The organism is Deltaproteobacteria bacterium (assembly GCA_019308995.1).
GTDB lineage: Bacteria > Desulfobacterota > Desulfarculia > Adiutricales > JAFDHD01 > JAFDHD01.
This window is the reverse complement of sequence record JAFDHD010000086.1, coordinates 1-12,736: the sequence shown is the minus strand read 5'-3', so window position 1 is coordinate 12,736 and position 12,736 is coordinate 1. Positions and strand designations below refer to the sequence as shown.

Below are 12,736 nucleotides of genomic sequence, written 5' to 3'. Positions count from 1 at the left end.
GCGCCCATCTTCTTCAAGGCGATCATGTTCGAACGGGCCACCCGGCTGTGCGCGATGTCTCCAATGATGGCCACCCGAAGCCCCTCCAGCCGTCCCTTGACCTCTCGCATGGTCAGCATGTCCAGCAGGGCCTGGGTTGGATGCTCGTGAGTCCCGTCGCCAGCGTTTATAACCGCCGAGTCAACCAGACTGGCCAGGAGATGGGGCGCCCCGCTGGCTGGATGGCGTATAACAATCGCGTCCGGTTTCATGGCCTCCAGATTGCGCACGGTGTCAATCAATGTTTCACCTTTGACCAGGCTGGAAGTGGAAGCCGAAAGGCTGACCGTGTCCGCACTGAGACGCTTGGCTGCGATTTCAAAAGAAGTTCTGGTGCGGGTGCTCGGTTCATAAAAGAAGTGGACAATGGTTTTGCCTCTCAAGGTCGGGACCTTCTTAATCTCCCTCTCTGAAACCTCCTTGAAGACTTCAGCCGTATCTAAAATATGGGTCATTTCCGCGGGGGAAAGATCTTCCAGGCCCAAGAGGTCCTTTCGTTTGAACTCCGCCACCTTTAACCTCTAACTAGTTCGGATAAAAAAAACCTCCCCTTCCTTGCAGATGAGGAGGTGTTTGCATCACTGCTTGAAAAGCAGCACATATGATCTCCTTCGAGATTCAAGTCACAATCATCTTCAGATTAACATCCTGGTTTAATGTGAGTCAAGGCCAGAATAAGGATTCTACGTCCAGAAATTAATGGAGCAGGCGTCCCAGCCGCCCCCACCTGATCCTCCAGTTGGCCGAGTCCCAGGACCAGTAGATGATAAAGGCCTTCCCCTTGACCGCCTTCAGGTCAACCGGGCCCCAGAACCTCGAATCGTAACTGTGGTCCCGATTGTCGCCCATGACAAAAACAGCGCCTTCAGGCACTGTGATTGGGCCGAAATTGTCGCGGGGGCTGACCATGGTTGTGCCGGCTCCGAGACGCCCATAATAAGCATGATCGTCTAGGGCCTGCTTCCCGTTGATATAGAGCTTTTTATCCCTCACTTCGACCGTGTCGCCGGCCACAGCCACCACCCGTTTGATAAAATCCTTGCTCGGATCCAGAGGGAAAACGAAGACGATCATATCCCCGCGCTGAGGGTCCTTGATGGGGATGATGGTCTTGTGGACCACAGGCAGGCGTATCCCATAGATGAACTTGTTGACCATGATATGGTCCCCGACTTTGAGTGTGGGCTCCATGGATCCTGAGGGGATCTTAAAGGCCTGGACCGTGAAAGTCCTGATAAAAAGGGCCAGGATAATGGCCGCGATGATAACTTCGAGATATTCACGAACGAGACTCTTGGTCCTTGCCTCTTTCATTCTGCCTTCCTTCCTGGATATCGCATCGGCTTTAGCTGCCGAGTTGGTCTTTTACCTGTTTCTATCTTTTATAGTCCTCATATTTCTTTCTTTGTGAAAACCCTTACTTACAGGCCGCTGCCTGAATCATCAACAAGAGTCGGTCAGGGCTTTTGTGAACCGTATTTTTAACCGGCTCACTCAGAAAGGCTATCAGATAATATTTTAAAGGTTTAATTTTGTAAAGATAAATTTGAGGGCCGGGGTCGTTCGGGCATATATACCTTATTCAGCCAGAAAACCGGCGGTCGCACGATACCTCATGCAAAGCGTCTAAAGTAAACGTCTAAAGTAAACGTTACCCGAACATGAGAGATGACCGGCCTGCGGTTTTGATGGTTTTTTAAAAGGCTTGCCTCAAGCAAAGTATTAGGTGAAGTTTTATCTGAAAAAAAGTAGAAAAAACAACCAACTGGTTTAAAATGAGCTTGAAAAAAATAGTTTTTCAGCCACGATTAAAGATATCGGCCCGGAATTAAAAATCGAGCAGGATGCATCATGAATACGCATTATCATCTAAATGTAGGGACTATTTAATGGTTCCAATCTATATCTTGTGTTCAGGGGCACATTAAATACAATATAATGTAATTTATTAAAATTTATAATAAATTAGAAACAAAATACTTGACAACGCATTATAAAAGTGGTTAAATCAACATCAATGATACATTTTGAACCGGACAATTCTCGATCTGAGAAAAACATCTCATCGTGTTAAGGAGGGCGAGGATTTGGGGAAGAACTCCTTAAAAAAAATTCGGGAACAACGTCTTCTGAGCAAGGCCGAGTTGGCCCGTAACGCTGGGGTATCCCCTCTCACAATTGACCGCATCGAGAAGGGCAAGAACTGCCGCATGGAGACCAAGCGTAAGATTCTGAAGGCTTTGGGATACGCTATCGTGGATGCTGAACAGATATTCGGCAGTGATAAAGATAGTTGATACCGGGAGAGATTTTTCGACATGGCGCTTACGGGTCAAAAAAAGTCTATCCTAGGTCTGGACATCGGGTCGCATGCCATAAAGTGCGTGCTCCTGAGTTCAACCAAGTCAGGTTTGGCGCTCAAGTCATTGGGCGTGGCGAATCTGCCTCCTGACGCTATTGTGGAAGGCAACATCGAGGAGAAAGCGGTCATAGTGAATACGATCAAGAATCTCCTCAAGCTCCAGAAGTACAAGGTCAAGAATATCTGTACCTCGATTTCCGGTTATTCGGTCATCATCAAGAAGATCAATCTGCCCACCACTAGCCGGGAGGAGTTATCTGAGACAATAGAGGTTGAGGCTGAGCAGTACATTCCGTTTGACATTAGCGAAGTGAACGTTGACTTTGAGATTTTAGGGCAAAGTGAGATCTCGGAAGACCAGATGGACGTGATCCTGGTAGCGGCGAAGAAGGATGTTATTGACAGTTACATAGATTTGCTGGATGATTGCCAGCTGGTGCCCGTGATCGTTGATGTGGATGTCTTTGCCATGGAAAATGCCTTTTCTGTGAACTATCTGGATATAAAGGACACCGTGGCCCTTATTGACATCGGCGCCAATAAGCTGAATATTAATGTCGTCAAGGAAGGCAGCTCCCTCTTTACGCGTGACGCTCCCATGGGCGGGGCCCGCATCACAGAAGAAATCCAGGAACAGTTTGACGTGGACTATGACACCGCCGAAGGGATCAAATGGGGAGGCATCGAGGCCCCGGACCTGAACGCGGTTTCAGACATTGTCAGCCGGGCCATTGAGAACTGGGTCGCTGAAATCAGGCGTGCCTTTGAGTTCCTTGAGACGACTTATCCGGATGAAAAGCTGTCTGAAATCTACCTCAGCGGCGGTTCGAGCCGGTTTGAGGGATTGGACCGATATCTGGGTCAGGAGACCGGTGTACCGGTTAAGTTTTTCAACCCTTTCAAGAACATCGGGGTTAATCAGAAAAAATTCGATCCAGCGTACATCGAGTACATCGCGCCCCAGGTTACCATCTGTCTCGGGCTAGCCCTGAGGCTTGGAGAAGAGATTTGATCAGGATCAATCTCCTACCAGTACGCGCCTTTAAACGCAGAGAAAACATCAGACTGCAGGTCTCTATCTTTATTATCGTTTTAATCGGGATAGTCGCAGCCATGGCGCTGTATCGATTCGACCAGGTCAGTGAAGTGGATAAGCTCCTGGTCGAGAAAGAAAAATTAATAAATCGCTGGGAAGCTCAGCAAAAGGCGATTGAAATCCTCAATATCCAGAATGAGACCATGGCCCTCCTCGACCAAAGGATTTCATTGATCATTGACCTGATCAAACAGCGCAGCGGACCGGTCAGGCTTTTGGACGAAATCATTAAAAGAACGCCGCGCGGTGAGGTCTGGCTGACGGAGCTGGTACAGCGCACTGAATCCATCAAGGTCACGGTGCCCGTCATACCACCCCAGCCGGCTCGAAAAAGGGCCGTCCCGGCCAGACCCGCGGCTTCGAACCGGAAGGCCAAGGTAAAAGAGAAGATCATCACCACGGTCAAGGCGAAGAAACAAGCGGCCGCGGCTCAACCAAAAATTGAAACCAAAGAGGTGGCGGTACTGACGCTTAAAGGCGTTGCCAAGGATAATCAGTTTATCGCTCGATATATCAAGAACCTGGAAGATTCCTTGCTTATCGAAAATGTAAAGCTGATCAATTCGAGGCAGATTAACATCGGGCCGCACCGGTTAAAGCAGTTTCAGATCAAATGCATCATCAACTACCTCAGTGAAGACAAGTCGCAAAAACAAGAAGCCAAGGCTAGTCAGACCGGGGGAAAAAGCACATGAATAATATCAAGCTGCCACCTTTCCCCTGGGAACAGCTCGAAAAGCTGAAGCGGCCCCATAAACTCGGTATTGCCGCCGGGGTGTATATCGTTGTGGTAGCGGTCTTTGGATACTTCCTTCTACTGCCTCTTTTCAATGACATCAATTCCCTGGAAGAACAGATCCAGGAGGCCAAAGAAAAGTTGGCCTTTAATATGAGCGCCAAGAGGCAGAAAGAGATCAGGGAGGCCCCGGCAAAACTCGAGCGCCTGAAGAAAGAGCTCGAGATATCACGCCGTTTTCTTCCTGATGAGGAACAGGTTGACCGGCTTCTGAAAGATGTGTCGGCCCGTGCCCTGGATTCAGGCTTGAACGTTTATGAATTCAAACCAGTCCAGCCAAAAACTTCGGACTTGAGGGGGGGGTTTCTGGCCAAGGTTCCGTTTAACATGATCGTGGAAGGCCCCTATATTAACGTAGCCAGTTTCTTATACAAAATCAGCCGGTTGGCACGGATCGTTCATGTGGATTCCATCAAGATGGCCAGGCCGGTCATCATTGAGGGCGACCTGATTCTGACCAGCACCATCAGCGGGACCACATACCGATTTATTGAGACATCGCTGCCAGACAACGTTCTTGAAAGTCCAAAGAAGAAAGGCGGGGCCAAGGTCAAGAGAAAATGAGTCAATCTAGACATATCCATGGTCAGCGTTTTATGGCGCTTGAAAAACGAAGGACCTTTGTTCTGGCCGCAGTCTGCCTTTCGCTGTGCTTGACGTTAGGTTTTGGGCCTGGAAGCCAGGTCGCGGCCGCCGCCCCGGCCCCGGCGTCTGCCGCATCTGAGGCCGCGCCCGGGAAAGCTCTGGCCAACCCTCAAGAGTCCAGCAGGATCCTCGATATCTGGAATGAGCAAGGCAGGAAGTACGTTTTCGTGCCTGCGGACAGAAATGACCCTTTCCTTCCGATTATATCGCCTGAAGGGCCTGAAATAACGTCGGCCAAAAAACCTGGCAAGCCTTTGACGCCGCTTCAAAAGATGGAGCTGTCCTCCCTGAAACTGGTAGCGATCATTTCCAACGGGAAGGATGCCCGGGCCCTGCTCGAAGATTCCACCGGCATGGGTTACATCATCAAGGCCGGTACTTATGTCGGCACAAACGACGGGAAAGTACTGGGAATTTACCCAGCGGAAACAGGCGTGCGCGGCGGGCTTCAGGAAGTCGTTAAGCCCGGTCGTATTGAAGTAATTGAGGAATACCGCACTTACCTCGGAAAGAAAAAAACGCGCGTGGTGACTATACCGCTTAAAGGAGAAGAACAATGAGAAGGGGACCCACACAGACTCTGCTTGTGATCGCCCTTCTGGTCCTGGTCGTGGGCTGCGCCACGCAGATGGCGACCCGGCCGATCCCGATGGCAGAAAAAGCACATGAGCATCAGGCTGTCCCGGCCTCGACCCTGGCAAAGGCTGAACCCACATTGCTGGGAGTCCTGGTCAATCACACTGGCAAATCCAGCCGCGTGGTCCTGATGGGCAACCAACACTTGACCTACACCACCTTTATGCTCGATAACCCGCCCAGCATCATTGTAGATCTCGGGGCCGTCGCTGCACCTCGGGCTGTGGGTCAGACCCAGGTCAACAACGGGACCATTAAACAGGTCGAGGTATGCTCTATTGATGGCAAGAAGACACTGCATCGGGTCAGGATTAACCTCGCCGGGAAGCCCGATTATAAAATCATACGTGAAAACAATAACCTCGCCGTTATCATCGAGAACCTTTCTCAGGCCTCGCTGACCGCAGACCCTTCATCCCGCCAGGCCTCGACCTCGACCGGCTTTGAACGAACATCTGCCGCCCCCTCCAGCGCGGGCCTTATCCGCATTACCGGATTTGACTTCAAGCCCCTGGCCAAGGGACAAGGCACCCGGTTGAGCATCAAGGCGACCGGTCCGGTTACGCCCAGGATAATAGCCCGAGACCAAGGCAGAACCGTGATTTTATCCTTGTCGCCGGTAAGCATCGCCGAGACCCTGCTCCGGCCTCTGGACACCAGTTATTTTGAAAGCGCTGTTGATTTCATCAACCCGGCTCGGGCTGGCAGGCAGACCCTGAGCCTGACCATTAGACTTCGGCAGACCGTGCCTTATCATCTGAGCCAGGAAGGACCCATCATCCACCTCGACTTCGACCCTTCGGGCGTGGCTCCGAGGAAGATTTATCTGCCTCCGCCCCGGGCGGCCAAAAAGCCGATCCTGGCTGAGCCGTCGGCTGCGGAGGCCGAGGTCAGAGGCGCTCCCGCTGCCCCTGCCAGGCGAGCGGCTGTCTCCCCTGAAGGTCGCACCTATACCGGGAAGCTCATTTCGCTTGATTTTCAGAATGCGGATATCCACAATATCCTCAGGCTGATCGGTGAAGTGAGCGGCAAGAACGTCGTCATCTCGGACCGCGTCAAAGGCAAGGTCACCCTCAGACTCAAGAACGTGCCTTGGGACCAGGCCCTGGACATTATTCTCGCCTCTCAGAACCTGGGCATGGAGATCGTGGGTAATGTCCTGCGCATCGAAGAAGTCGGACGCCTGCTCGAAGAAAGGAAAAGGCGACAGCTTGAACTGGAACTGATAGAAAAAGAAAAGGAAATCCTGGTCACCAGAATATGGACGCCCAAATACGCCAGCGTCGAAAAGATGAAAGCGATGCTCGAACCGCTCAAAAGCCCTGAAGGGACGATCAAGGTGATCGGGAACGACGTCTTTCTTAAAGAGAGAGAAGATGTTCTCCAGGTAATGCAGGAGGTCTTCCGTAAAAACGATAAGGTAGCCATGCAGGTCCTGATTGAAGCTCGCATTGTCGAGGCTTCGACCAGCTTCTCAAAAAATTTAGGCGTCAACTGGGGCGGCACCGTGCGAGACCCCCGAGGAAATCTGGGCGGATTGCTCATGGGAGGGTCTTTAGGCGGATCTCTTACAGCTAACGGCCTCTTCGGCGCCACCAATCACGCTGTTAATCTGATCGCCCCACCGGCTACCGGTCTGGCCCTCGGTCTTTCCTTCGCCACCGCCGCCATTGACCTGAACGCCAATTTGTATGCCATGGAGCAGAGCGGTGAAGGACGGATCATCTCCGCCCCGCGCATCCTGGCGAATAATGATGAAAAGGTCTTCATCAAGCAGGGCCAGTCCATTCCCTTTGAAACCACGGCCACTGCGACTGAGCCTAGCAAGATAGACTTCAAGGAAGCGGAATTGAAGCTCGAAGTGACACCCCACATCGAGGAAAACGGGAAGATCATCTCCATGCAGATCACGGTGACCAAGGATACCCCGGATTACGCTCGTAGCGCCAGAAACCCGCCGATTAACACCCGCCAGGCCTCAACCAAGCTGATGGTCAGAGACGGCGAGACGGTCGTCATCGGCGGGATCATCATTGACGACAAGTCCAGAACCACCAACCGCGTCCCGGGCCTGCACCGCATACCCATAATTGGCTTGTTATTTAAAAACTATGAGGTCCTGGATTCAAAGGTTGAACTTTTAATCTTTATCACGGCTCACATCATCCCGGTGAAAATTTAAACCAGAACTTGATCTAGACGTAAAGGGCCACCGCCCGTAAAGGCGGCGGCCCTTTTTCACAAGTAAGGAAAATATTTCCAGCGCGCCGTTTTGAAGCTATCTCATTTTTGAAGGGCCGCTGCGGGGCCTCTCGCCTTGAACCCCTTTCGGAACGGTCACAATAATCCCCTTGAGGCGCAGTGTAATTTTGGGCCTTCTCGGGTCGTTGGTTCGAACCACGGCTTGTTTTATAAAAGGCCCGGAGCGGCTGGAGAGCCTCAAAGATAAAGTGATGCGGCCTTTCTGCCCCGGTTTGATCAGGCGGTCAAACTTGACCACAGTGCAGCCTCAGCCCGGAACAACGCTTGCGATGACCAGATCAGCCTGACCGTGATTGGCGATGACAAAATCGTGCTTCAGTGTCTGGCCGGCCGCCTTTACCTTTCCAAAGTCAAAGTCTATTTCTGGCGTCACCGCCTTGGGCATGGGTTGAGCCATGGCGGCATAAGGAACCAGGAGCAGAAACAGAGTAATGGTTAAAAGCGTGTGCAATCTGCGCATCTGTTCACCTTTTTAACTGCCTAATATAATATTAGCATACCTTCCCGGCGTTTTCAAAGCAAGGCTCATTGCCTTGAGGCTCGATTTTTCTTGCCATTTGGCATGAGCTTGTCAATAATCATGCCTCAAGGGGAGGGGTTAGCTTGACTCATATCAGTGATTTTCTCGTAATCGGAAGCGGCATAGCCGGTCTATCCTTCGCCCTGAAGGTCTCGAAGTTCGGCACCGTTAATATTGTAACCAAAAAGGAAAAAAGCGACACCAGCACGAATATGGCCCAGGGCGGCATAGCCTCAGTCCTGGGTGAAGATGATTCCCTTGAACTTCACATGCGAGACACCTTGACCGCTGGCGCGGGCCTGTGCGATGAAAAGGTGGTTAAGGTTGTGGTGAGTGAAGGCCCGGGTCGCATCAAGGAGCTTCTGGACCTGGGCGTAAATTTCAACCTCGAGGCTGGACAGGAGAACATGTTTGAACTGAGCCGGGAAGGCGGTCATTCCCGACGCCGGATCGTGCATGCCGAGGACATGACGGGCCAGGAAGTAGAACGAGCCCTGGTCGAGCAGGCCCTGGCGCAAAAGAATATTGAATTTTACGAGCACCACGTCGCCATAGATTTAATCACTCATTACAAGCTCTTCCGGCGGGGCCTCGTCAAGACGATGTCTGAAGAATCCTGCTGGGGGGCCTATGTCCTGGATACCAGGCAGAACGAGGTCAAGACCTTTTTTGCCCGTGTCGTCGTTCTCTGTACCGGCGGGGCCGGGAAGGTCTATTTATATACCAGCAACCCGGACATAGCCACCGGGGACGGGGTGGCCATGGGTTACCGTGCGGGCGCGGTTATAGCCAATATGGAGTTCGTGCAGTTCCATCCGACCTGTCTTTATCATCCCCTGGCCAAGAGCTTTTTAATCTCAGAAGCGGTCAGGGGAGAAGGCGGGAAGCTGATTGATTCAAAAGGCCGGGAGTTCATGGCCGATTACCACGAGATGAAAGACCTGGCGACGCGGGACGTGGTCGCCAGGGCCGTTGACTCTGAGCTTAAGAAGAGCGGCGATGACTGTGTTTTTTTAGATATCAGCCATCGTGAAAAGAGCTTTATCACTGAACGCTTTCCCAATATCTTTCAGACCTGCCTCAGCTTCGGGATTGACATCACCAGAGAGCCCATCCCGATTGTGCCTGCGGCCCATTATGTTTGCGGCGGCGTGTTGACCGATTTAGACGCACGCACCAATATCCTTTGCCTTTACGCCCTGGGTGAGGTCGCCAGCACCGGGCTGCATGGCGCCAACAGGCTGGCCAGCAACTCCCTCCTCGAAGCGCTGGTCATGGCCGACCGGGCTGCCCAGGCCGTTCAGAGGGACTTCGAAGCAAGACGTAAAAGGCCGTGGCCTGAGGAGCCGAAATGGGACCCGGGCTGGGCCTCAGACAGTGATGAGGCCATTGTGGTCTCCCACAACTGGGAGGAGATACGCCGTTCCATGTGGAATTACGTGGGCGTGGTGCGCACCAACCGCCGCCTGCAAAGGGCGCGCAGCCGCATCAGGAATATCCAGAAAGAGATAGACGAATACTACTGGAACTTCCTCATCACCAGCGATCTGATCGAACTGAGGAACATCGCCATGGTGGCCGAACTTATTATTGAAAGCGCGCTTTCACGGAAAGAGAGCCGGGGACTTCATTACAACCTGGATTATCCTCAAAGAAACGACGCCCTGTTTAAAAGGGACACCATCCTCCGGTTAGGCTCCTTCCCAACATAATGCCTTGCCTGCCTTTGGGCCGCTCCCTAGTGTGGCCCTATCCTCACATGGTGCAATTGAATGATAAACAGAAACCAAAAAAAAGCAACCGGACATTTAATGTGCTATGAACACCGGACATTTTAATTTGCTATTGACACTCAAGGGAAAACTAGTTGAGATTTTAATATTTTTGTGATAACGTAACCTTACGAAAAACTTTTAATATTGACGAGTCGCCCTGACTTTTGGGATAAAAGAATTTCACCGCGCCAGGTGTTTAAGATAGTTAAAGAACTCAGACCCGAGGCCGGTAAGGGATAAGGATTTATATAGATTTTTAATCCAGACTCTGGGAACCGCATGTCCTTTAGCGGCTGGATAAAACATGAGCTTCCTCTATATGGGGAAGGCGTTTCCAGTTAGACACCAGCTCGGTAACGTTGGACAGAAAGGAGAGAGAAGTGTTGAGAAACAAGGCCAGGTATCAGTTTATATTTTTGGCCGCTGCCTTCCTGCTGATAATATTGTTGTTTCCATTTGCGTCATCGGTAGCGGACGGCACCCAGAAGTGGGCGTTTGAAACTAATGGTGCGGTGAGCTCCTCCCCGGTTATTGCCTCTGACGGGACGATTTATGTGGGGTCAGACGATGGCAGTCTCTACGCCGTCAACCCGGACGGGACCCGGAAGTGGGCCTTTGAGACAGGAAAGCCGGTGGAGACTCCTCCAGCCGTGGGTGCTGACGGGACTATTTATTTAGGCTCCTTTGACAGGCTTTATGCCATCAACCCGGACGGTACGCTTCAGTGGACATATGAAGCGGGTGGCCCTGGCTCTGTGAACGGCGCCCCGGCCATCGGCCCGGATGGAACGATTTATGTGGGATCATGGGGCAGGGTTTACGCCATCAACCCTGATGGGACCGAGAAATGGGTGTGCGACACGGGACACCTCGTGAACTCCTCTCCAGCCATTGGTTCTGACGGAACGGTCTACGTCGGGTCTGACGACGGTAATCTCTACGCCATTGCCAGCGGGTCAGTCCGGGCCGAGCGGCAGACAGATAGTCCCTGGGTGGAGACGCGCCCGGCCGAGGTCGCTGTGAGCGGTGAATCCGCGACTTTGAAGGGGACCGTCAATCCGAACGGTGAAGAGACCACGTTCTTTTTTGAGTGGGGATATTCCACCAGTTACGGCTTTACCACAGCGCAGACATCCATTGGATCAGGAACCTTGTTCCACGAAGTCACCGCTTTCATTGATGAGGATGGCGCCGGGCTGGATTTCACCAAGGTCTATCATTACCGGCTGGTCGCCACTAACACGAATGGAACCAGTTATGGGGAGAATGGAACTTTTGTTGCGAGCAAAGGGAGTTTGTTCGGCGCCAACTGCTTTGTAACCACCGCGGCCGGAGTCCCGCATACCGTCCCGCTGGCCGTCTTGGCCCTGCTTTCTGCCATCATCTTGCTTACCTTGTGGCAAAGGAAAAAAAGAGCCCATTAATGGAAACACTTGGGCCTAAATGAATTTTTAAAAAACTAAGTTCTCGCGTATCAAAAGGCAGGGTTTTCCCCTAAGGAGCCCTGCCTTTATTACGTTCGGGCATGGGTCAGGTGAGCTGCTCAAATGGGGGGGGAGAGTAAAACGGCGGTATACCGGGAAAAGGTTTAATATAAAGAAATGATTAAATAAATTATATTTTATTGAGGAGTGAAAAAAGCCGGCTTATTGCACTAATATGAGACTGTTTTGAAATAAAATCAATGACAATTTGATCTGATCGCATGTACGCTTCATTCCTACTCCTTGGGCCAACGCCCAGGATCACTTGCGGCTATGAAGCGCCAGCGGAAACACCGGTCCATGTTCAAGGGTTTGTTAGGCAAGGTTTAGCTTCTGTTGCCTTGAGTTGATCCGCTGATCAATTCCTAAAGCTTGATCAAATTTCCTTAATGAGTCCGGGTCGCATTGTTCGAGCAATTTCGACACGTCTTGCTTATCCTTGACCGTATAGAAACTCCTAGTCGGAGAGAAATAAACGAGTACTTTCTTGTTGCGGGCGAACAGATTCAAGATGTTGTTTAAAGTCCCTTTGCTTTTTCCATCCCACAGCATGAGTCCATAATCAGCTTCATCGCTCATCAGGACATCTTTAGTGCTGTAATAATTAAAATCTTTCTTGTTTCTTCTCGAAAGAACATTCCGCGTTTCCCACTTTCCCAGGTTGTTCCGGCAAACATCACCCATGCAAAACACTAAAACATTTCTATAACCTTTTTCCGAGAGATATTTTTGCATCGCCTTGTCAGCACCATTGGCATCGCCAAGCAGTATGAGATAACCCTTTGCAATGATATTATCAGTACGCTCTCTTACCGCTTGGCTCAAGCGTCCCATTTTACGGGAACCACCGAAGAACACCTTACTCATTTTATTTTCCGAGTCATAGTAAGTGTAAGTACATATATTTCTTTTGCTTTTCCCTTGTCTTTCAATGCCTGAGTTATGGCGTTAAGGGTCGCTCCAGAACGATAAAGGTCGTCAAACAAAAGGATGTCTGGCGGGTGGCCCCGACAACTTTTTTTTGTCGGGGTGCGTCAGCACAAGAGGTCTGCCTATGGCGTTCAGCCTGTCTCCTTTCCCACCGATTTCCCATCTTCATAATACCGGGCTGAGCTGGCTGC

The 12,736-nt window shown here is 51.2% G+C and carries 13 protein-coding genes; 8 read left to right on the top strand and 5 right to left on the bottom strand.

Going from position 1 to position 12,736, the window contains the following annotated elements:
- Together JRI95_12785 and lepB are read right to left on the bottom strand one after the other, a co-directional pair.
- The coding region (locus JRI95_12785; GenBank protein ID MBW2062417.1) for an aspartate carbamoyltransferase at positions 1 to 551 on the bottom strand (551 nt) is incomplete at its 3' end.
- Positions 552 to 735: 184 nt separating this feature from the next.
- Positions 736 to 1,353 carry a signal peptidase I gene (gene lepB / locus JRI95_12780; GenBank protein MBW2062416.1) on the bottom strand — a complete coding sequence of 206 codons (618 nt, stop codon included), beginning with the start codon at positions 1,351 to 1,353 and terminating at the stop codon, positions 736 to 738.
- 773 nt (positions 1,354 to 2,126) lie between these two features.
- Between lepB and JRI95_12775 the strand changes: the two genes are divergently transcribed.
- The 6 genes from JRI95_12775 to pilQ are packed head-to-tail and all read left to right on the top strand — an operon-like array spanning position 2,127 to position 7,756.
- A complete protein-coding gene (locus JRI95_12775) occupies positions 2,127 to 2,336 on the top strand; it encodes a helix-turn-helix transcriptional regulator (GenBank protein ID MBW2062415.1) in 210 nt (69 codons plus the stop codon).
- Between the two features lie 21 nt (positions 2,337 to 2,357).
- A complete protein-coding gene (gene pilM / locus JRI95_12770) occupies positions 2,358 to 3,413 on the top strand; it encodes a type IV pilus assembly protein PilM (GenBank protein MBW2062414.1) in 1,056 nt (351 codons plus the stop codon).
- A complete protein-coding gene (locus JRI95_12765; GenBank protein ID MBW2062413.1) occupies positions 3,410 to 4,192 on the top strand; it encodes a PilN domain-containing protein in 783 nt (260 codons plus the stop codon). The genes pilM and JRI95_12765 overlap by 4 nt, the downstream gene beginning before the upstream one ends.
- Entirely contained in the window at positions 4,189 to 4,857 is a 669-nt protein-coding gene (gene pilO / locus JRI95_12760; protein ID MBW2062412.1) for a type 4a pilus biogenesis protein PilO, read from the top strand. Before JRI95_12765 ends, pilO begins: the two co-directional genes overlap by 4 nt.
- Positions 4,854 to 5,498, top strand: a complete 645-nt coding sequence (locus JRI95_12755) for a pilus assembly protein PilP (protein MBW2062411.1) — start codon at positions 4,854 to 4,856, stop codon at positions 5,496 to 5,498. The genes pilO and JRI95_12755 overlap by 4 nt, the downstream gene beginning before the upstream one ends.
- Positions 5,495 to 7,756: a type IV pilus secretin PilQ gene (gene pilQ / locus JRI95_12750; protein ID MBW2062410.1), complete on the top strand. Its 2,262-nt coding sequence runs from the start codon at positions 5,495 to 5,497 to the stop codon at positions 7,754 to 7,756. The genes JRI95_12755 and pilQ overlap by 4 nt, the downstream gene beginning before the upstream one ends.
- 96 nt (positions 7,757 to 7,852) lie before the next feature.
- On the opposite strand, the gene JRI95_12745 is transcribed toward pilQ, so the two are convergent.
- Both JRI95_12745 and JRI95_12740 read right to left on the bottom strand, forming a co-directional pair.
- Positions 7,853 to 8,074, bottom strand: coding sequence for a hypothetical protein (locus tag JRI95_12745; protein ID MBW2062409.1), 222 nt, complete (start codon positions 8,072 to 8,074; stop codon positions 7,853 to 7,855).
- 9 nt (positions 8,075 to 8,083) lie between these two features.
- Positions 8,084 to 8,296, bottom strand: coding sequence for a hypothetical protein (locus tag JRI95_12740; GenBank protein ID MBW2062408.1), 213 nt, complete (start codon positions 8,294 to 8,296; stop codon positions 8,084 to 8,086).
- A 143-nt stretch (positions 8,297 to 8,439) separates the two neighbouring features.
- Between JRI95_12740 and nadB the strand changes: the two genes are divergently transcribed.
- Entirely contained in the window at positions 8,440 to 10,068 is a 1,629-nt protein-coding gene (nadB, locus tag JRI95_12735; GenBank protein MBW2062407.1) for an L-aspartate oxidase, read from the top strand.
- A 380-nt stretch (positions 10,069 to 10,448) separates the two neighbouring features.
- A complete protein-coding gene (locus tag JRI95_12730; protein MBW2062406.1) occupies positions 10,449 to 11,555 on the top strand; it encodes a PQQ-like beta-propeller repeat protein in 1,107 nt (368 codons plus the stop codon).
- A 375-nt stretch (positions 11,556 to 11,930) separates the two neighbouring features.
- Here the strand turns inward: JRI95_12730 and JRI95_12725 are convergent, their stop codons facing one another.
- On the bottom strand, positions 11,931 to 12,482 hold the full coding sequence (locus JRI95_12725) for a hypothetical protein (GenBank protein ID MBW2062405.1): 552 nt from the start codon (positions 12,480 to 12,482) through the stop codon (positions 11,931 to 11,933).
- Positions 12,483 to 12,736 lie beyond the last annotated feature (254 nt).

Excerpts from the sequence above, each read along its gene's own strand:
- pilO (MBW2062412.1), top strand. The coding sequence starts at position 4,189 with ATGAATAATATCAAGCTGCCACCTTTCCCCTGGGAACAGCTCGAAAAG.
- JRI95_12725 (MBW2062405.1), bottom strand. The coding sequence starts at position 12,482 with ATGAGTAAGGTGTTCTTCGGTGGTTCCCGTAAAATGGGACGCTTGAGC.
- pilM (MBW2062414.1), top strand. The coding sequence starts at position 2,358 with ATGGCGCTTACGGGTCAAAAAAAGTCTATCCTAGGTCTGGACATCGGG.
- pilQ (MBW2062410.1), top strand. The coding sequence starts at position 5,495 with ATGAGAAGGGGACCCACACAGACTCTGCTTGTGATCGCCCTTCTGGTC.
- lepB (MBW2062416.1), bottom strand. The coding sequence starts at position 1,353 with ATGAAAGAGGCAAGGACCAAGAGTCTCGTTCGTGAATATCTCGAAGTT.
- JRI95_12755 (MBW2062411.1), top strand. The coding sequence starts at position 4,854 with ATGAGTCAATCTAGACATATCCATGGTCAGCGTTTTATGGCGCTTGAA.
- JRI95_12740 (MBW2062408.1), bottom strand. The coding sequence starts at position 8,296 with ATGCGCAGATTGCACACGCTTTTAACCATTACTCTGTTTCTGCTCCTG.